Here is a 17,743-nt window from a genome sequence, read left to right on the forward strand (position 1 = left end):
GATGGCGGTCCGCATGCTGCGTCTCGGTGAGGAGACCGGGCAATTGCCGCCACTGGCCGGCCGGGTCGCCGAATTCTACGAAGCAAAATTACAGCGCAGCCTCGACCGTGTCGTCGGCATCGTCGGCCCGCTCGCCATCGTCACCATCAGCACGGTCGTCGGCGGGTTGATCGTGTCGGTCATGACCGCGCTGCTGTCGGTCACCCAACTCGTCAACTAGGTCAAAGGCTGGTTCATCATGATATCGCTCAAAGTCATCAGCGGATTGTTCGTTGCGCGCCAAGACGCACCGGAGCTGGACAGGCGTGCGAAGAACAATGGCGAGCAAGGGTTCACGCTGGTCGAGATGCTGGTGGTGATCACCATCATCGGCCTGATCATGGGCCTGATCGGGCCGCGCGTGCTCAACTATCTCAGCGAATCCAAGGTCAAGGCGGCGAAGATCCAGTTGCAGAGCTTTGCCAGTGCGCTCGACCTGTTCTATCTCGACGCCGGCCGGTTTCCCTCCAGCGCCGAAGGACTGGCGGCCCTGGTCAAGCAGACCCCGGGTGTCAGCGCCTGGAACGGGCCTTATTTGAGGGGCGGCAACGTTCCCAACGATCCCTGGAGCCATGGCTATGTCTACCGCTCGCCCGGCGAGCATGCTCCGTATGACATTATCTCCTATGGATCCGACGGCCAGGAAGGCGGCAGCGGCGTCGCCGCCGACATCACGCTCGACAACACGACCGCGAAAAATGAGTGATTGCGGGCAACGCGGCTTTACCCTGCTCGAGATGGTGTGCGTGCTGGCCATCATCGCGCTGCTGGCGGCCGTGCTGTTGCCGTTCATTCCGCATCAGACGTCGCGCTCACGGCTGCAGGCTTACGCGCTGCAAACCGCGGCGCTGCTGAAGACCGATCGCAACGCCGCGATCCGGCGCCAGGCCAGCGTCGCCACGCTGGTCGATGCGGAAGCGCGCGCGATCCGTTCCGGCGCATCGCGGGCCGCGGTCCAAATTCCCGACGACGTGCGTTTCGATGCGCTGCTGCCGCAGACCTGCGGCCGGCAGGCGGCGCTGTCGACCATCAGTTTTTTCGCCAACGGCACCTCATGTGGCGGCGCCATCACGCTGACGCGCTTCGATGTGGGCTATGAAATTCGCGTCAACTGGCTGACCGGAAGGATCGAGGTTACTCCCCGTGACAGCTCAGCCAATTGATAGCGGCGAGGCCGGATTCACCCTTATCGAGGTGCTTATCGCGCTGGCGCTGGTGGCTGTTTCGGTCGTTGCGATCGGCTCGCTGATGGCGACCAATTCGCGCGGGGTGCGGTTGATGGAACAGCACGTCGCGTTGACGCAGGCTACGCGGATGGTGATGACGGCGGCTATTCCATCGCGGGCGGAGCTTCGTCCGGGCGCGGTGTCGGGACAGACCGACGATTACCGCTGGACCATCGACGTCACGCCGCTCGGCGGCGGCTGGACCGTGAAGGATGCCGATGTGCTCTGGGTTCCCGAACTGGTCAGGGTCCGGGTCAGATCCCCGACCGGCGCGGTGTCCGATATTCGCACCGTTCGCCTGATGCCGAGGCCTTCCGAATGAGCGCCGCGACCACCCAGCGCCGCGCCGGCGAAGCCGGCTTCACGCTGATCGAAACCATTGTCGCGCTGGCGCTGATGGGGCTGGTGCTGTCGGCGCTCGCCAGCATCACGGCGGAGTGGTTGCCGAACTGGAATCGCGGCGTCGACCGTATCCAGCGCAACGAAGTCATCGGCATCGCGCTGCAACGGATCGCGGCCGATCTCGCCGCGGCGGAATATGTTCCGGCCAATCACGATACGCGCCACCCGCTGTTCGAGGGATCGGAACTGTCGGTGACGTTTGTGCGCACGGCGCTCGGACCGAATGCCGGAGCGGGACTGGATGTGGTGCGGCTCGGCGAGACCACCGAACGCAAGGAGTTCGTGATGGTACGTTCGCGAACGCGTTTTGTGCCGTTGCCGACGGAGTCCTCGCTGTCGGAACAAATGCATTTCGGCGATCCGGTGGTGCTGCTGCGCAAGCCGTTCCGGTTGTCGTTCGCCTATGCCGGCCCGGATCGAATCTGGAAAACCACATGGCGAGGAGCCGAAAAGCTGCCGGCGATGATCAGGCTGACGGTTCGCGACGCCGGGACCGAACGCGTCCTCTCGGTCTCGACGATTGCGCCGGTCCATGTCCAGGTGCCAAGCGATTGCACCAAAGCGGACGGCAAATGTGACGACAAGAAAGATGACAAGGCTGGCGTTTCGCCCAATGGGCCGGGAGGCCTTCAGGCCGGGGCGACCGGGCAGGGGACAACGCCATGATCCGCCATCGCGCCACCGCATCTTGCTCGGAGCAAGCATCTTGCTCGGAGCAGGGCGTCGTGATCGTCGCCGTGCTCTGGATTTTGATGGCGCTTTCGGCGCTGGCGGTGATTTTCTCGCTCTATTTGTCCGCCTCCGCACAAGCGCTGGCGGTCAACGACAGCGAGCTGAAGACCGAGGCGCTGGTATCCGCCAGTCTCGAACTTACCGGCTACCAACTGGCGCTCGCGGGCGACAAGGCGCGACCGCCGCGCGGATCGTTCCACTTCCGGATGAATGATGCGGACGTTCTCGTCAACTTCACGTCCGAAGCCGCCCGTATCGACCTGAACTACGCGCCCAAGGAAATGCTCGCCGGCCTGTTCGCCGGCTTTGGCGCCAAGAAAGAGGCCGCGAATGAAGACGCCGACCGCGTTATCGGCTGGCGGACCCGCCTGACGCCCGGCGCCACCAATGACGAGGAAGCGCTCTACCATGCGGCGGGACTGAGCTATTCGCCGCGACAGGCGTTGTTCGCGCATGTCAGCGAGCTTGGGTTGGTGGTTGGCCTGCCGCCGGCGCTGGTCGACCGCGCCTTGCCATTCGTAACGGTGTTCAACGGAACGTCTGGCGTCGATCCGGAGATTGCGGCTCCCGAGGTCCTTGCCGCATTGCCCGACAAAGGGTCGGACCAACCGAAAGCCGGGCTGTCGAGCGATATGCCGGCAGCGACGGATGCACCCGCGACCGATGCGACGACGGCCAAGAGCCCGTGTTACCGGATCGAGGCGACGGTCAACTTCAACGATGGCCGCAGCAGCGCTTCGGAAGTGGTGATCGCGCTCGGCGACAAGGTCGAGCCTTACCGTGTGCTGTCCTGGCAGGATGATGTGGCGCCGCGCAGCATCGTGCAGCGACGCAGGGGGCCACAATGACGATGATCTCCGAGTTCAAGGAACTGTTCGGCGCCTGGATCGCCTCGGTGACCTGCGCCGCCGATGCCGTCGCCGGCCGCCTGGTGCGCTCGCGCCGGATTTTGCTGGACCAAAATGACGACGGCACACTCACGGCCAAGGCCATCGCGTCGAAACACGCTCCGGCAATATCAGACATCTCGTTTCGGCTCGATCGCGGCAAGCCCAGTCCGGCATTGCCGGCGGATTGGGTGGCGGTCTTTCGCGGCAGCCACATCGAGGTGCAGCTGCCATCCGGCTACGTGATGGTGTGTCCGCTCGACTTTCCGGCTCAGGCGAGTGATTTCCTCGGCGGCATGATCCGGGCTCAGATCGACCGCCTGACGCCGTGGACGGTGCATGACGCATTGTTCGGCTGGAGCTCGCCGGTGACAGGGGTGAACGAACGAATCGAGGTCACATTCGCCGCGACATCGAAGTCGAAGGTCGAACCTCTACTGCAGTTTGTTCAGTCGCTGGGTGCGGGTTCGGTTGCGATCTACAGCTCGGCTTCGACCGGGGCGAGCCCAGCGGCCCGGATCAAGCTATTCGACAAGTCGCTGCAAAGCGCGATCGGGTCGATCATCAGCCTGCCACGCCTGCTGCGCGGCATTCTGCTGGCGACCGGCGCTGCCGCCGCGGCGTTGCTATTGGTTGCGGCCTATCTCGAGAATTCGATGCAGTCGGAGCAGAGCGAGTTGCAGCGGCAGATTTCGCAACGCCGCGCCGCGCTGCGCCTTGATCCGAATGCGACAGGATCGGCGATAGGGCTGCTCGCCAAACGCAAGCAGACCACGCCGTCGAGCGTCATGGTGCTGGAGGCGATCTCGCGCGTATTGCCCGACACCACCTATGTGACGGAGCTGCGGATCGAGGGCGACAAGGTCCAGGTCGTGGGTATGACGCAGGACGCACCGTCCCTGATCCGGCTGATGGAACAGTCGCCGCAGTTCAGCCGCGCCACATTTTTTGCGCCGACCACGCGCGCGGCGAACGAGTCGGGCGAACGCTTTCACATCGAAGCGCATATCAGCGCGTATTTTGGATCCGGAACTTGAATACATTCGCGTCATCGAGAAAAGTCATCACCGCTTCGCCAATGCTGGCAGCGGCTATCTATGTCGGCCTTGTGGCGGCCCTGCTGTTCGTGATCGTGACGTCGATCGTCGATGTCGTCGGGCAGCGCGGCGAGGTCGCCGAAGCCTCCGCCATGCTCGAACAGATCGAGGGCCGCAGACCGGCTGCTCCCGGCGGTGCCGCCGGCGATGTCACGATGCCGACGGGCTCGGCCTATCTGGAGGGCGCGACCGTCACGGTGGCGGGTGCTGCGCTGTTGCAGCGGGTGGCCGGCGCGGTGGCGAAATTCGGCGGCAACGTGCTGTCGACCCAGCTCGACCTGCAGGGATCGCAAACCAGGGCCGGATTTCTCAGCACGATCGCCAGCTTCGAAATCGATCAGCCAAAATTGCAGCAACTGCTCTACGATCTCGAGGCAGGCATGCCGTTTTTGTTCGTCGATCAGCTTGTCGTGCAAACGCCACTCACGGAGGCCGGCTCGGGAAACGGCAGGCTGCGCGTCTTGATCGAAGTATCCGGGCAATGGCGAGGCAGCAAATGACGCGCAGACTGGCGATCAGCCTCATCCTGCTCGCGTTGTCGGCCCATGGCGCGGTTCCGGCCACGCCGGCCAACGATGCGCTGGATAACGATCTCGCCGACGACGCGCGGTTGGCGGGGCCGTCGAAGGTCGCTCCCATACCGGCCGAGCCCGTCACGACGGTACGCGTCGTCGCGCCGCCGGCTGCGCCGGTGCGAACGCCGAGCGCCAATCCGCTGTGGGGCATTCCGCTCGCTCAATTGTCGGAGACGCGTGAGCGTCCGATCTTTTCAGCTTCGCGCCGCCCGCCGCCGGTCGCGGCCGTTGCCGAAACGGCGTCGATCAAGCCCCCGCCACGAAAGAAGGAGATCGAGCCGCCGCAGCTCTCTTTGGTCGGCACCATCGCCAGCATCGATGAGGGTTTTGGGATCTTTATCGACCAGTCGACCAAGGCTTCGATCCGGCTGAAAGTCGGTGAAGATCATCAAGGCTGGAAGCTGCGGCAGATCCGGGGCCGCGAAGTGACCATGGAGAAGGACGAGCGGTCGGCGGTGCTGACGTTGCCGCAACCCGGCGGCCAGTTCAGTGAAGTCCGCCTGCTACCGGTGAGTGCAGTGAGGCCGCGATATTGATTTGACTTCGTTCGCGCTCAGAGCGTTTTCGAGCGAAGTGGGCACCGGTTCGCGTGAAGAAAACGCGTCAAAACAAAAGACTAGAGTCCCGTTCCGATTCCATCGGAACGGGACTCTAGGGCGCGCCGAGATATTGTTGCAGGATCACGGTCGCCAAAAGGCCGGCCGCCAAAAAGGGTCCGAACGGCAGGGACGTCCGCCGTGTCATGTTGCGACCGGCCAGTTGCAGGCCGCCGGCGGCGACAAGCGCCGTCAACGTGGCGACCAGCAGCAAGGAGGGCAATCCGGCGATGCCGATCCACGGCCCCGCCGCGGCGAGGAATTTGACGTCGCCGAGACCAAGACCCTGGGTTTTGCGCAAGGCGAAATAGAGCCGCCGCAACAGCCAGAACACCAGCCCGATGACCACGCCGTCGCATCCGGCCTCGATCGCGGCGATTACCCCGCCGCTGACGAGCGCTTTCAACAACCCGAGGCCGGCGATCGACAGGTTCAGTTCGTTCGGAATGATGCCGCGATGGATATCGATCAGCGCCATCGCGCCGCAAAGCAGGCCAAGCGGTGCAAAGCAGCCAAGAAAAATCCAGGAATCAGTGTCGGCGAGCATGAGGGCCTTGTGAAATCCGAACAGTTTCGAAAAGTCCGGAACGTTGGTTATTAGTGTTTCGAAGCCTCGTTGTCGCATTGATCATATGACGGCTGTGCGAACAAAATATATTTGACAGCAACGGGAACGTGTGGCTCGCGCGTCTCTATTCCGTTGCGAGTTGTTTTCTCCATAAATATTTTTTGTTCAGCAGAAAATCGCTGTGTGAAATGCATCCGTCACAAATCGGCATTGGAAGCCGACAATATTCCGTTTCGATTTGTGGCTTGTCGATTTGTGGCTTGCTGCAATCGGAAATGTTGTGCGGTGACTTTAAGACATGGCGGCTTTGAGATAATGATCGACGCGAAAGTAACGCTGTGTCTCGCATTGCTGGTGTTGGGGGCAGGCACGCGCGCGGCGGTTGCGACGCCGCTCGACGATTCGGCGGAGAATTATCGGCCCTATATGATCGAAGGCATCGGCCAGGCGCTGGTGGGCGCGCGCAATCTGCGTGAACGGGTCGCGGCCGGCGATCTCGCGGGTGCCAAGAAGGCCTGGATTTCGGCCCGCGCCGGCTGGGAACGTTCCGAGGTTTTCACGACGGGCTTTGTTCCCGAACTCGACGCCGAGATCGACGCCTGGCCCAATGCCAGCAGCGGATTCCATGCCATTGAAGCCAAGTTGTTCGGCGCCGGGCGCACCGATGTCGCGGATGACATGGACGCGCTGGTCCAGCACCTCGACAGTCTTCACGGCAAGCTTCGCAACATGGCGCTCGCGCCGCAAGGCCTGCTCGACGGCATCGTGCGGCTGGCCTATGAGGTCGGCGAGAGCAAGGCCGACGGCGGCGAATCCCGCATCAGCGGCACCTCGCTCGACGACATGCGCAACAACGTCGCCGGGATCGACTTTGCCTATCGCACGATTTTCGCCACCGCGCTCGGAGCCGCCGACGCCAAGCTGGCTGATGGCATCGCCGCACGGATCGAGCGGCTCAAGGTGATCGTCGCGGCGCGAGACCTGCCCAGCATCGATATTCCCGGACTGCGGCGCACCAGCGAGGAACTGGTGATCATGCTGCAAGGCGCATCGGTCAAACTAGGACTGCAACGCGCCACGCTGGAGGCGAAGTCGCAATGATGGCCCGTCGCTTCTGGATTATGCTGCTGGCGCTCGGAATTCTGCTCGCGGGTCCGAGCGGGCGCGTCGTGGCCTTTCCGGTCGATGGCGATCAAACGACCCTGCCGCCGAAGACAGAGCTCAACGAGGACGCGCTCGACAAGCCGCGCGAAGTGTTCCGTTCCGAACTCGACGGCGCCAAGTCGTATATGATCAATCTCGGCGATCTGGCCTTCAGTTCGCCCGGGATTCTCGGCGGGGTAGCGCGGCAGGCTGCCATCAGCTGCGGTACCTGTCACGTCAACGGCGCCGGCAACGCCAAGTTCTTCATGCCGAAGATGTCGACGCGCCCGGGCAATTTCGACACCACCGGTCCGTTGTTCAACCCGAAGGCGGACGATCTCCTGCTCGATCCGGTCAGGATCCCCAGCCTGCGCGGCGCCCGCTATCTTGCGCCCTATGGTTTCGACGGCCGGATGCCATCGTTGCGCGATTTCGTTCATAACGTCATCGTCAACGAGTTTGCCGGGCCGGAACCGTCGCCGGTGATCCTCGATGCGATCGTCGCCTATATTCAGGACATCGACTTCCTGCCCAATTCCAGTCTTGGCCCGGGTGGCCGGCTGGTCGGCAAGGTCAGCGAATCGGAGCGTCGCGGCGAAGCGCTGTTCGCCAAACCGTTCCCGCACGATCCGAGCCTGAGCTGTGCCGGCTGCCACGCGCCGTCCGGCCTCTTCAGCGATCACCAGCAACATGACGTTGGCTCGGGGGGACTTTTCAAGACGCCGACCTTGCGCAATGCGGATTTCAACGCGCCGTATTTCCATGACGGCCGCTTCGACAGCTACGACCAGGTGGTGGCGCACTTCGATCGGGTGTTCGATCTCGGCCTGTCGGCGCAGGATCGGCAGGATCTCGTGGCCTATCTCACCGCGGTGGGCGATGGCACGCAGCCTTACGAGCATGATGGCGCCGGCGCATCGTTGAAAGAGATCAATGATTTCACAACCGTGCTCGGAACCGCTATACCGGCCGGCGACAAGGATATCGTTTCGCTGGCGGTCGACACCATCGGCAGCGAATTGCGGGAATTGACCGAGCAATATCCCGACCGCAAGAACACCAGCGTCACGGGTGGCGAGCAGCAGCGGGTTCTCGCGCGTAATGCGCTCAAGGAGCTGGTGCTTACCTTGCGGCGGATCGACATGGCCGTCGCTGACGGCCGGACCACCGAGGCGGCTGCCGACTACAGGAATTATCGCTATCTGATGGCCGCCGCGGTGCCTTCGCTGCTCGCGGGGGCCGAGCCGTGGTCGCTGTTCAATCCGAAGGTGCATGATTCGCACTACGCGGCGCTGCGTCAGGTGATGCAGTCAAAGCACATGCCGCGATAGCGGCGTGTAGAAGAGTCTTGCGTCGGGCAGGAATCGTTCACCGAAAATATTTTGATTTGAGCGAGCGGCGGATTGTTCGTGAATCGATTTCGCGACGACAATGCGATTTGATTTGCAGCACAGGTGACGCGCGGATGAAATTCGAAAATTGATTTTTAAATACGTCGAATAATTCGCGCGCAAAAACTCTCAACAGAAAAATCTGGAATCATTCTGAAATTCTTTGACGCATTCACAGCATCGATATGCCTGCGTCATGTTGCCCCACTAAGTGATGCGACGTTAACTTAACCTTGGGGTCGACATATGAAACCAAACTTGAATCTAAGATGGCGGACCACGACCGCGCTGTGCATCGTCTCGACGATGGCGGTTGCGACTGTGGCTCTCGCAGCCGGCAATATCGGCGTCAGCAGCTGGGATTTGCGCGCGCATCCCAATCGTTTCACCAATCTGCTCGCGGACGCCCACAAGCCCGCCGGCGGCAGCAATTCGGCAGAGGCGGTGAAGACCGCTACCCCGATCAAGCACGTGATCGTCCTGATCGGCGAAAATCGCGGCCTTGATCACACCTTCGGTGTCTACAAGCCGAAGGGCCAGGGCCAGACCATCTCCAACCTGCTCTCGAAGGGCATCGTCAACGAGGACGGCACGCCGGGTCCGAACTTCGCGCAGGCGCAGCAGTTCTCGGTCGCAGCGCAGACGTCGTACTACATCGGCGCTCCCGCGATCTCGAAGTCGCCCTATAGCCCGACCAACACCATGCCGCAGCCGAACACCAACGGCGCCCCGGTCGCGCAGAGCGACACCGGCGCTCCGTTCAAGACGATCGCGGAAGCGAGCGTCGAGAAGGATATCGATCCGGCCAGCCTCGACATCCTGACCACCGGCTTCACCGCGCTGCCGGGCGGCACTCTCGACACCCGGGTTCCCGGCGCCGGAACCCTGGCGGGCCCATTCCCGCTGCAAGGACCCCAACTCTCCGACGACGACTATACCGGCGATACCACGCACCGCTTCTACCAGGATTGGCAGCAAGAGGATTGCAGCGTCGCCACTGCGACCAAGACCAACAGCTCGGGCTGCAAGGGCGATCTGTTCCCCTTCGTGATGGCGACCTACTCGAACGGCAAGAGCCTCGGCAATTCGATGGGCTTCTACAATGCGGAGCAGGAGCAGGCTCCGATCCTGAAGGAATTGGCTGACCGCTTCACCCTGAGCGACAACTTCCATCAGTCGTTTCATGGTGGCACCGGTGCCAACCACTTCATGCTCGGCACCGGCGACGCTGGTTTCTGGAGCGACGGCCACGGCAATCCGATCACGCCGCCGGCGAACCAGATTGCGAACCCGAATCCGGTCTCGGGCACCGTCAACACGTACACCGCCGATAACTCCTTCAGCGCGTGCGCGGATATTTCCCAACCCGGCGTCAAGCCGATCGTGAACTATCTGGAGAATCTGCCCTACGCGGCGGAGCCGAACTGCCAGCCCAACCACTACTATATGCTCGACAACACCAACCCCGGCTATCTGCCGAACGGTGCGCTGTCGGGTGCCGGCAATCTCCCGCCGTCACCGGTCAAGACCATCGGCGACGCCCTGATGGCGAAGCAGATTTCGTGGGCCTACTACGGTGGCGCGTTTAACGACGCCGTAGCGCTCTCGAATGAAGCGGTTGCCGCCAATCCGACCAGCCCGAACCTGTCGGCGGCGGCGGTTGCCGATCCGGCGCACGCGCTCGGCGTGGCCTACTGCCAGATCTGCAATCCGTTCCAGTATGCGACCTCGATCATGGCCGACCCGGCGATCCGGACGGCCCATGTCAAGGATACTGCTGATCTGATCACGGCGATCCAGGACAACACCCTGCCTGCGGTGTCGTTCGGCAAGCCCGACGGTCTGCTCGACGGCCATCCTTCGAGCTCGAAGGTCGACCTGTTCGAAGGCTACGTGCTCAACGTCCTCACTGCGCTCGACGCCAATCCGCAGTTGAAGGCGGAGACCGCCGTGTTCGTCACCTGGGACGAGGCCGGTGGTTATTGGGACTCGGGTTTCATCCAGTCGATCGACTTCTTCGGCGACGGACCGCGTATCCCGCTGCTGATCCTCTCGCCGTATTCGACGGGTGGAAAAGTCTATCATAACTACGGCGATCACGTTTCGCTGATGAAGTTCATCGAGCGTAACTGGAACCTGGAGCCGCTCACGAACCGCAGCCGCGATAACCTGCCCAACCCGCTCGCGACGAAGAACAATCCGTACGTGCCGACCAACAGCCCGGCGCTCGCCGATCTGTTCGACGCGTTCGACTTCAGCAAAGCGGTTACTCAGCCCTACACCGAGTGATCTCTTGATGATCTCTCCGGGGATCGCGACATGATCGTGATCCGACTTCGTTGAGGCGGCGCCGATCCGGCCTGATGGCCTGGTCGGCGCCGCTTTTTTGCACCGCCCGATGCGGTGAGCTTGCTGTAGCGGATCTTGATGATGACCAAAGCCCTGATCGATCTCTCGCTGTCCGGCCTGAAATGGCTGAGCCTGCTGAGCGTTACCGGTACGTTGCTGTGCGGCTTCGCGACGGCGCATGCGCAGCAATTTTCCGCCGATCTCGTCATCGTACGGCACGAAGGTGCGGCGGCAGAGCCCGCGGGCAAGCTGCATGTCCGTGACGGCAAAGTGCGGTTGGAAACGCCGGAGCTTGCGGATGGATTCTTCCTGGTCGACGGCGCAACGCCTGCGGCCTATTTCGTGCGGCTCGCGGCGCGGGTTTTCATGGACGCCCGGCAATCGAGCCGGCTCACCCGGATGTTCGTGCCGGTCGATCCCGACGACCCCTGCCGGCAGTGGCAGGCCATGGCGAAACTGGCCGGATCGGCGGACCACGGCGATTGGCGCTGCGAACGTGCCGGCGAGGAGACGATCGGTGGCCGACGCGTCATCACTTTCGATGCAGCCTCGACCACGGGGCGCGAACTGGTCGGCTGGATCGACGCCGCGTTAAAATTTCCGCTGCGAATCAAAACCCAGGACGGCGCGGTGATCACCGTCGAAGACATTCGAGACGAGCCGCAGCCTGCGCAATTGTTCGAGGTTGCATCGGGCTTCCGGAAATTCGATCCCCAGGCTTTGATCAAGCGGATCAAGCAGAGCGACGTGTGGGTTGCCGGGCAAAAGGACTCGAAGGATTAGCAAGGCGGCGCGTTCGCGTTAGAGTACGTCGGCCAACGACTGCCCGTTCAGCTCGATGCTTAGTCCCTGCATGCCGAGGTCGGTGATTTCACCGCCCATGGCCTTTAGGCTCTCTTCGCGGATCAGGGACATCAAACCTCGTCGCAAGCCCAGGAATTCGGACGACATCATCATGGATTGCTGACGCGGCCGCTCCAGCGGAATCGGGATTTCAGCCTTGATCGAACCCGGCCGCGCCGTCATGCAGTAGACGCGATCGGACAGGAAGATCGCCTCATCGATATCGTGGGTCACGAACAGTACCGAGATCTTCAGCCGCTGCCACATGTTGGTAAGGATCTGCTGCATGATGACGCGGGTCTGGGCATCCAGGGCGCCGAACGGTTCGTCAAGCAGCAGCACTTTCGGACCGGTCGCGAGCGCCCTGACGATTCCGACGCGCTGCTTCATGCCGCCGGAGAGCCGGTCGGGATAATGCTTCTCGAAAGCTTCCAGTCCGGCAAGCCCCAGCAAAGTGCGGGCCGCGCGTTCGCGTTTCGAACGATCCATGCCGCGCATTTTCATTCCGAATTCGACATTTTCCCGAACCGTCTTCCACGGAAACAGCGAATATTGCTGGAACACCATGCCACGGTCGGCGCTCGGCCCCTTGACCGCTTCGCCATCGACGGTGACGATGCCGGTGGTGGGTTTCAGGAAGCCCGCGACCGCGTTCAGCAGCGTTGACTTTCCGCAACCGGACGGCCCTACGATCGAGACGAATTCGCCGGGATTGACGTGGATTTGGGTGTCGGAGACCGCTTCGACCGACCCATCGATGGTCTCGTAGCTCAACGAGAAGTTCCTGACGTCGATGCGTCCTTTGCCTTTGCCGGCGCTGGTCTCGGCGGTGTTGAGTGCGATCTGGTTCATGTTCTCCCCCACGGCATGACGAACCGTCCCATGGCCCGTATCAGCAGGCTCGATGCCAGGCCGAGCAGGCCGATCGCGATCATGCCAAGCGCGATGTCGGGATACTGGACCAGCGAATAGGCTTCCCAGGTGAAATAGCCGATACCGTATTGGCCGGAGATCATCTCGGCGGCGATCAGCGATACCCAGGCCACGCCCATACCGACGGTCAGCCCGGTGAAGATATGCGGAAGTGACGCCGGAAAATACACTTCGCGGAAGATCGAGGCTTCCCGCGCCCCAAGGCATCGCGCCGCGCGAACCAGTACCGGATCGACCAGCGACATACCGTGCAATGTGTTCACCAGGATCGGGAAGAACGATCCGAGAAACGTGATGAACACGATGCTCTGCTCGTTGGTCGGCCACAGCATGATCGCCATCGGCACCCAGGCGATCGCGGGGATCGGACGCAGCACCTCGGCAACAGGAAACACCATTTCGTGAATCCGCTTGAAGCGGCCCATCACCAGCCCGAGCGGTATTGCGACCACAGCCGCCAGCGAGAAACCGACGAGGATACGGCGGCAGCTCAACGCAACATGCAGGAAAAACTTTGGATCGTGGATCGCCCGTGTAAAGCTGTCGTAGACGGCAAGCGGCGAGGGCACGTTGGTGAAGCGGACAAAGAACACCACGCGGTATTTCGTCAGCAGGTGCCAAGCGATCAGGAAGGCGACCAGCGAGAGCGTGCCGATCAGCGTGGCCTGGAGCTTGTCCTTGTTGAGCCGGTACCAACGCGCCGCGAGGGCGCCAATCGCGGCGCCTTGCGGCGAAGGCGTGGTGATTGTCGGCTGTTTTGCTTCGATCTTGGGAGGTACGACGGTCGTGGATTCCACCAGATTGGGTTCCACCGGATCACGCGCCAAAGCGGGGCTGCTCACGTTTTGCCTCCGCTGATGGCCGCCTTCACGGCGTCATCGAAACCCAGAACCTTGCCGCCGTTCGTGGCGGCGTAAGCCTCGGCATCCTTCTTCAGCAGGAACGGCGCGATGTCGCCACCGCCGACGGCGAAGAAGGCCTGGTCGGCGAACAACTTGATGCCGCGCGCGCTGTCGAAGACATAGGCGACATCGATCTTCTTGCCCTTGGCCTTGTAGTCGGCATAGGCGCCGAGCGTACACATCGCGCTGGAGAATGGCAGGATGCCCTCGTCGTCGACCCATATTTCGCCGGCCTTGCGCGGCTCCAAAATTGGCTTCTTGCAGAACTTGTCGTCACCGGAGATTTCATAATTCCTGGTGCTGGCCAGTTCCGCATCATAGTCGAGCTTCATGTCGGCATAGGCTTTCCGGATGAAGGAATCATCGACCCATTTTTTGGGATCGAACTCCTTCATTCGTCCGAGATTCTGCAGCACCTTGACGTCGGCTGCGGCGGCATCGATCAGAGCGGGCTTGATGGTCGGATCGGTGGTCATGTTGCCGCCCGGGCCCAGGAAGATGTAGACGACCTCCTTGTTGGTCCCGGTCCACTGCTGGATTTTCTCGGCGGCGGCTTTGGGATCGGCGCGCAGCCACTGGTTGGCGGCGATGACCGCCTTGATGTAGGCGACCACGACTTCGGGATACTTCTCCGCGAAATCGGTGCGGACGACGACGCCGTGCCAGGTCGGAAAATTGGTCTCGACGCCGTCGAAAATCTTGCGGGCGAAGCCACGGAACGGCAGCAACTCCGCGAACGGCACGAAATCGGCGTGCGCGTCGATTTTGTTCTCCTGCAGATTGGTCGAGCCGACCTCGGGGCTCTGGCTGACGAGCTGGAAGAAGTCGGCTGGATAGCCGCGATCCTGCATCGCCTTCAGCACCATGCCGTGCGCGGCCGAGCCAAAGGGAACGCTGACCAGCTTGCCCTTGAGGTCGGCGAGTTCGTAGTAGGGCGAATCCTTGTTGACGACGATGCCGTTGCCCGAGCCCGACAGATTATAGGCCGCTACCGCGATCAGCCGGCTCTTGCTTTCAGGATTGTTTTCGAAGGTGAAGCCGTTGACGATGAGCGGATAATCTCCCATCGCGCCGAATTGCAGCTTGTTCGCCATCATGGCGTTGGTAACGGGCGGTCCCGACGTAAAATTCTGCCATTCGAATTCGAACTTGATGTTGGCGTATTTGCCGTCGGTTGGCAGGTACTTTTCAAATAAATGCAGTTGCCGGATCACCACGCCGGTGGTCGCGGTGTTGGTGGTGGTGTCCTGGGTGCCGATGCCGATGGTGACGGTTTCCGCCTTGGCCGGCTGCGCGAGTATCAGGGTGAGAGCGGCGATGGACATCGCGGTCGAGAGCGCGGGAGCGGAGCGGACCATTCTCGTCCTCATTCGGTTGGATGTTCTGCGCTTGCCATGATTGGTCGACCGAGCGCTCCGGGCAAACGGGGACTGGCGGTCATGGTGGATTAGTTGCCGGGAAAGACCGGTTGCATAGTCGTTGGGCAGATTTGATGCACAGAGCCAATTGCATGTGCATCGACTTTGATCCGGGCCTATCCAATCCGAGGCGTTCCAGTCCTTCGATCAGATCAACCCTTCAATCCAAGGCCTTTCAGTCCAAGGTCTCTTAGTCCAAGATCTCTTAGTCCAAGATTTCTTAGTCCGAGGCTTGGCCGCGCATTTCCTCAAGCACGTCCGGCCGGCAAATCACGATCTGGGACCGCTTGGTCAGCACGATCTGCTTTTCCTGCATCCGCTTCAGGCTGATAGTGACCCATTGCCGGGTGGCGCCCACCATGTGAGCGAGATCGGCATGGGTAAAAGCCGCGGCGATCGCGATGCCCTCCGGCTCCGCGACGCCGTAGAGGTTCATCAGATGCAGCAGAAGGTGCGCTAACCGCTGCGTGATCGAGCGTGTCCCCAACATCTGCGCCAATGCGGAGTAACACTTGCCCTTGAAGCTCAAGCCTTCGATCAAGCCAATCGCCAGATTGGGAATCTCGCTCGCGAGGGTGCGCAATTCCTTGCCGGGGAGATGCACGACGCTGGCGTTGCTCGACGCGATCCCGCTCCATTGATGGAAACCGCCGCCAAATACCTCGGGCCCGCCGACAAAATTACCGGCGCGCCAGTAGGCTAGTGTGATCTCGCGCCCGAGCGGCGACGTGTAGAACACGCGGATGCGGCCGCTCTCGATCAGATAGATGCCGTCATGCTTGGCGCCCTGATTGAACAGCGTCTGGCCGCGATTGAGCACCTTGCGGCGCCCTTGCTTGAGAACGATTTCGCGTTCCCGCGGCGTCAGCTTTTCCATCAGCGGCGGCGGACCGCCGATCGATTGTTGGCTTTCGCTGAGAAGCAGGGACGAATTGGCGGTCGATCCAACTGCCGAGGGCATGCCGTCGCGCGCTACGCCTGCCACCTGTTGCAACATTGCCGGCCTCCGGACCATTATAACCGGTCTAAAACACAGCAATGTTCGTGCCAGACCGCCGGCCTCGAAAGCCTGCCATCGCCCCACGATGACGCCAAAAAGTCTAATAAAATCAATGGTTGGTCAGATCGAACAGATAGCTCTTGGGGTAGATTCCACGATTGTGGCCATCCGAGAAAGCGATGTTCAGCCCGTAGCCGAGGTCGCCCACCTCGACGATCGCAATGCCCGGAAACCGGCTCGGAAAGCGCTCGTCGAACCGCGCCCGGATGCAATGCGCGCATTTGCAGGACAAGCGCAGTTTCTCCGCGGTCAACGTGATGCGGCCGCCCGCCGATGTCGTCATCGAAAGTGATGCCAGATCCGCGCTCACCTCGTAATCGACCAATGTCGGCGCAACCATCGCAGTCATTGTCACGGCCACTCTCCTCTCGGGGAATATTTACGGTGTCACCGGTCGATTGGATAGCAACTAATTGCCGAGCAGCGTCCACGATCAGCATTTCATTTCAAAGTATTCTGCGTCGCTTTTACCATGCTGCTTTCCTGATAGACCTTTCGTGGACGCGTGTCACGCAACGCCGGATATGGCTGCGACACATCCGTTGACGAAATTAGAAACTAATCGACCGGAAATCGATGTTCAGCATTGTACGGAATCCGTCCCTCGCCGAAACGTTGATCGTTGCGCACGCCATGCGCTTTTGGGATCGATCGAGCGAAGGAGAGACGAAGGATGAGCGCTTTTCAGAAGGAAACGGTTCTGTCGGTGAAACACTGGACCGATTCCCTGTTCAGCTTTACCGCGACACGTGATCCCGGATTTCGTTTCCAGAACGGCCAGTTTGCGATGATCGGGCTGGAAGTGGAGGGACGGCCGCTGCTGCGCGCTTACAGCATGGCGAGCGCCAATCACGAGGAGGCGCTTGAATTCTTCAGCATCAAGGTCGCCGACGGACCGCTGACGTCGCGTCTTCAGAGGATCAGGGAAGGCGATACGATCCTGGTAGGCCGCAAGGCCACGGGGACGCTGATTGCTGGAAACCTTATTCCTGGCAAGCGGCTGTTGCTGCTGTCGACCGGCACCGGACTGGCACCCTTTGCAAGCCTGATCAAGGATCCCGATGTCTATGACGCCTATGAGACCATCATCCTTGCCCATGGCTGCCGCCAGGTCTCCGAACTGGCCTATGGCGAAGCGCTGGTCGAGAAGCTTCGCGAAGATGAATTGTTCGGGCCGCTGATCGCAGACAAGCTGATCTATTATCCGACCGTGACCCGCGAGCCGTTCCGTAATCGCGGCCGTATCACCGATCTGATCGCCTCAAACCAGCTGTTTGACGACATCGGACTTTCCGGCCTCGATATCGAGACCGATCGCGTGATGATGTGCGGAAGCCCCGGCATGCTCGAGGAGCTCCGTTCGATGTTCACCTCGCGTGGCTTTGCCGAAGGCAATCACAGTGAGCCCGGTCACTTCGTCATCGAGAAGGCCTTTGTCGAACGATAAGGTCTTTATTGCCTCTTTGTTGATCAGAACCCGGCTTTGACTCGGGAAAATGGATCAAACATTGGCATTCCGTCTCCGGCGACAACTAATTGCTATCGCCGGGTCGTGATCTGAACAAACCTTGCGGGTGCGGCG

At 61.4% G+C, this 17,743-nt stretch carries 20 protein-coding genes; 14 read left to right on the plus strand and 6 right to left on the minus strand.

Going from position 1 to position 17,743, the window contains the following annotated elements; genetic code table 11:
* The 9 genes from GSQ88_RS35770 to GSQ88_RS22020 all read left to right on the plus strand — a co-directional run.
* The coding region (locus GSQ88_RS35770) for a type II secretion system F family protein (RefSeq protein WP_246784911.1) at positions 1-220 on the plus strand (220 nt) is incomplete at its 5' end.
* Positions 221-238: 18 nt separating this feature from the next.
* Complete coding sequence (gene gspG / locus GSQ88_RS21985) at positions 239-745, plus strand: type II secretion system major pseudopilin GspG (RefSeq protein WP_159009842.1); 507 nt, start codon at positions 239-241, stop codon at positions 743-745.
* Complete coding sequence (locus tag GSQ88_RS21990; protein WP_159009843.1) at positions 738-1,202, plus strand: prepilin-type N-terminal cleavage/methylation domain-containing protein; 465 nt, start codon at positions 738-740, stop codon at positions 1,200-1,202. Before gspG ends, GSQ88_RS21990 begins: the two co-directional genes overlap by 8 nt.
* The gene (locus tag GSQ88_RS21995) at positions 1,183-1,587 is read left to right on the plus strand and encodes a prepilin-type N-terminal cleavage/methylation domain-containing protein (RefSeq protein ID WP_159009844.1); all 405 of its coding nucleotides are present in this window, start codon (positions 1,183-1,185) and stop codon (positions 1,585-1,587) included. Before GSQ88_RS21990 ends, GSQ88_RS21995 begins: the two co-directional genes overlap by 20 nt.
* Complete coding sequence (locus GSQ88_RS22000; protein ID WP_159009845.1) at positions 1,584-2,333, plus strand: PulJ/GspJ family protein; 750 nt, start codon at positions 1,584-1,586, stop codon at positions 2,331-2,333. The genes GSQ88_RS21995 and GSQ88_RS22000 overlap by 4 nt, the downstream gene beginning before the upstream one ends.
* Complete coding sequence (locus tag GSQ88_RS22005) at positions 2,330-3,247, plus strand: type II secretion system minor pseudopilin (RefSeq protein WP_159009846.1); 918 nt, start codon at positions 2,330-2,332, stop codon at positions 3,245-3,247. The genes GSQ88_RS22000 and GSQ88_RS22005 overlap by 4 nt, the downstream gene beginning before the upstream one ends.
* Positions 3,244-4,323, plus strand: a complete 1,080-nt coding sequence (locus tag GSQ88_RS22010) for a PilN domain-containing protein (RefSeq protein WP_159009847.1) — start codon at positions 3,244-3,246, stop codon at positions 4,321-4,323. Before GSQ88_RS22005 ends, GSQ88_RS22010 begins: the two co-directional genes overlap by 4 nt.
* Before the next feature lie 41 nt (positions 4,324-4,364).
* A complete protein-coding gene (gspM, locus tag GSQ88_RS22015; RefSeq protein ID WP_159009848.1) occupies positions 4,365-4,883 on the plus strand; it encodes a type II secretion system protein GspM in 519 nt (172 codons plus the stop codon).
* The gene (locus GSQ88_RS22020) at positions 4,880-5,494 is read left to right on the plus strand and encodes a hypothetical protein (protein ID WP_159009849.1); all 615 of its coding nucleotides are present in this window, start codon (positions 4,880-4,882) and stop codon (positions 5,492-5,494) included. The genes gspM and GSQ88_RS22020 overlap by 4 nt, the downstream gene beginning before the upstream one ends.
* A 115-nt stretch (positions 5,495-5,609) precedes the next feature.
* Here GSQ88_RS22020 and GSQ88_RS22030 read toward each other — a convergent pair whose 3' ends face one another.
* A complete protein-coding gene (locus GSQ88_RS22030; RefSeq protein ID WP_159009850.1) occupies positions 5,610-6,101 on the minus strand; it encodes a prepilin peptidase in 492 nt (163 codons plus the stop codon).
* A gap of 336 nt (positions 6,102-6,437) precedes the next feature.
* Between GSQ88_RS22030 and GSQ88_RS22035 the strand changes: the two genes are divergently transcribed.
* From GSQ88_RS22035 to GSQ88_RS22050, 4 genes are all read left to right on the plus strand, one after another.
* Positions 6,438-7,223, plus strand: a complete 786-nt coding sequence (locus GSQ88_RS22035; protein WP_159009851.1) for an EfeM/EfeO family lipoprotein — start codon at positions 6,438-6,440, stop codon at positions 7,221-7,223.
* On the plus strand, positions 7,220-8,596 hold the full coding sequence (locus GSQ88_RS22040) for a cytochrome c peroxidase (protein ID WP_159009852.1): 1,377 nt from the start codon (positions 7,220-7,222) through the stop codon (positions 8,594-8,596). Before GSQ88_RS22035 ends, GSQ88_RS22040 begins: the two co-directional genes overlap by 4 nt.
* Before the next feature lie 306 nt (positions 8,597-8,902).
* Entirely contained in the window at positions 8,903-10,945 is a 2,043-nt protein-coding gene (locus GSQ88_RS22045; protein ID WP_159009853.1) for a phospholipase C, read from the plus strand.
* A gap of 141 nt (positions 10,946-11,086) precedes the next feature.
* Positions 11,087-11,788, plus strand: coding sequence for a hypothetical protein (locus GSQ88_RS22050; RefSeq protein ID WP_159009854.1), 702 nt, complete (start codon positions 11,087-11,089; stop codon positions 11,786-11,788).
* An 18-nt stretch (positions 11,789-11,806) separates the two neighbouring features.
* Here the strand turns inward: GSQ88_RS22050 and GSQ88_RS22055 are convergent, their stop codons facing one another.
* From GSQ88_RS22055 to GSQ88_RS22075, 5 genes are all read right to left on the minus strand, one after another.
* On the minus strand, positions 11,807-12,700 hold the full coding sequence (locus GSQ88_RS22055) for an ABC transporter ATP-binding protein (protein WP_159009855.1): 894 nt from the start codon (positions 12,698-12,700) through the stop codon (positions 11,807-11,809).
* Positions 12,697-13,527, minus strand: coding sequence for an ABC transporter permease (locus tag GSQ88_RS22060; protein ID WP_246784923.1), 831 nt, complete (start codon positions 13,525-13,527; stop codon positions 12,697-12,699). Before GSQ88_RS22060 ends, GSQ88_RS22055 begins: the two co-directional genes overlap by 4 nt.
* A 92-nt stretch (positions 13,528-13,619) precedes the next feature.
* Entirely contained in the window at positions 13,620-15,041 is a 1,422-nt protein-coding gene (locus tag GSQ88_RS22065; protein WP_174248079.1) for an ABC transporter substrate-binding protein, read from the minus strand.
* Positions 15,042-15,321: 280 nt separating this feature from the next.
* Positions 15,322-16,098, minus strand: coding sequence for a Crp/Fnr family transcriptional regulator (locus GSQ88_RS22070; RefSeq protein ID WP_159009857.1), 777 nt, complete (start codon positions 16,096-16,098; stop codon positions 15,322-15,324).
* A 112-nt stretch (positions 16,099-16,210) separates the two neighbouring features.
* Positions 16,211-16,510, minus strand: coding sequence for a gamma-butyrobetaine hydroxylase-like domain-containing protein (locus GSQ88_RS22075; RefSeq protein WP_246784925.1), 300 nt, complete (start codon positions 16,508-16,510; stop codon positions 16,211-16,213).
* 324 nt (positions 16,511-16,834) lie between these two features.
* Between GSQ88_RS22075 and GSQ88_RS22080 the strand changes: the two genes are divergently transcribed.
* Positions 16,835-17,608, plus strand: coding sequence for a ferredoxin--NADP reductase (locus GSQ88_RS22080; RefSeq protein ID WP_159009858.1), 774 nt, complete (start codon positions 16,835-16,837; stop codon positions 17,606-17,608).
* Positions 17,609-17,743 lie beyond the last annotated feature (135 nt).

This window comes from Bradyrhizobium sp. S69 (genome assembly GCF_009766005.1).
Lineage (GTDB): Bacteria > Pseudomonadota > Alphaproteobacteria > Rhizobiales > Xanthobacteraceae > Bradyrhizobium.

Bases quoted from the DNA above. Each gene is read 5' to 3' on its own strand.
- gspG (WP_159009842.1), top strand. From the start codon at position 239: ATGATATCGCTCAAAGTCATCAGCGGATTGTTCGTTGCGCGCCAAGAC.
- GSQ88_RS21990 (WP_159009843.1), top strand. From the start codon at position 738: ATGAGTGATTGCGGGCAACGCGGCTTTACCCTGCTCGAGATGGTGTGC.
- GSQ88_RS22000 (WP_159009845.1), top strand. From the start codon at position 1,584: ATGAGCGCCGCGACCACCCAGCGCCGCGCCGGCGAAGCCGGCTTCACG.
- GSQ88_RS22005 (WP_159009846.1), top strand. From the start codon at position 2,330: ATGATCCGCCATCGCGCCACCGCATCTTGCTCGGAGCAAGCATCTTGC.
- GSQ88_RS22010 (WP_159009847.1), top strand. From the start codon at position 3,244: ATGACGATGATCTCCGAGTTCAAGGAACTGTTCGGCGCCTGGATCGCC.
- gspM (WP_159009848.1), top strand. From the start codon at position 4,365: ATGCTGGCAGCGGCTATCTATGTCGGCCTTGTGGCGGCCCTGCTGTTC.
- GSQ88_RS22020 (WP_159009849.1), top strand. From the start codon at position 4,880: ATGACGCGCAGACTGGCGATCAGCCTCATCCTGCTCGCGTTGTCGGCC.
- GSQ88_RS22030 (WP_159009850.1), bottom strand. From the start codon at position 6,101: ATGCTCGCCGACACTGATTCCTGGATTTTTCTTGGCTGCTTTGCACCG.
- GSQ88_RS22035 (WP_159009851.1), top strand. From the start codon at position 6,438: ATGATCGACGCGAAAGTAACGCTGTGTCTCGCATTGCTGGTGTTGGGG.
- GSQ88_RS22040 (WP_159009852.1), top strand. From the start codon at position 7,220: ATGATGGCCCGTCGCTTCTGGATTATGCTGCTGGCGCTCGGAATTCTG.
- GSQ88_RS22045 (WP_159009853.1), top strand. From the start codon at position 8,903: ATGAAACCAAACTTGAATCTAAGATGGCGGACCACGACCGCGCTGTGC.
- GSQ88_RS22050 (WP_159009854.1), top strand. From the start codon at position 11,087: ATGACCAAAGCCCTGATCGATCTCTCGCTGTCCGGCCTGAAATGGCTG.
- GSQ88_RS22055 (WP_159009855.1), bottom strand. From the start codon at position 12,700: ATGAACCAGATCGCACTCAACACCGCCGAGACCAGCGCCGGCAAAGGC.
- GSQ88_RS22065 (WP_174248079.1), bottom strand. From the start codon at position 15,041: ATGGTCCGCTCCGCTCCCGCGCTCTCGACCGCGATGTCCATCGCCGCT.
- GSQ88_RS22070 (WP_159009857.1), bottom strand. From the start codon at position 16,098: ATGTTGCAACAGGTGGCAGGCGTAGCGCGCGACGGCATGCCCTCGGCA.
- GSQ88_RS22075 (WP_246784925.1), bottom strand. From the start codon at position 16,510: ATGACTGCGATGGTTGCGCCGACATTGGTCGATTACGAGGTGAGCGCG.
- GSQ88_RS22080 (WP_159009858.1), top strand. From the start codon at position 16,835: ATGAGCGCTTTTCAGAAGGAAACGGTTCTGTCGGTGAAACACTGGACC.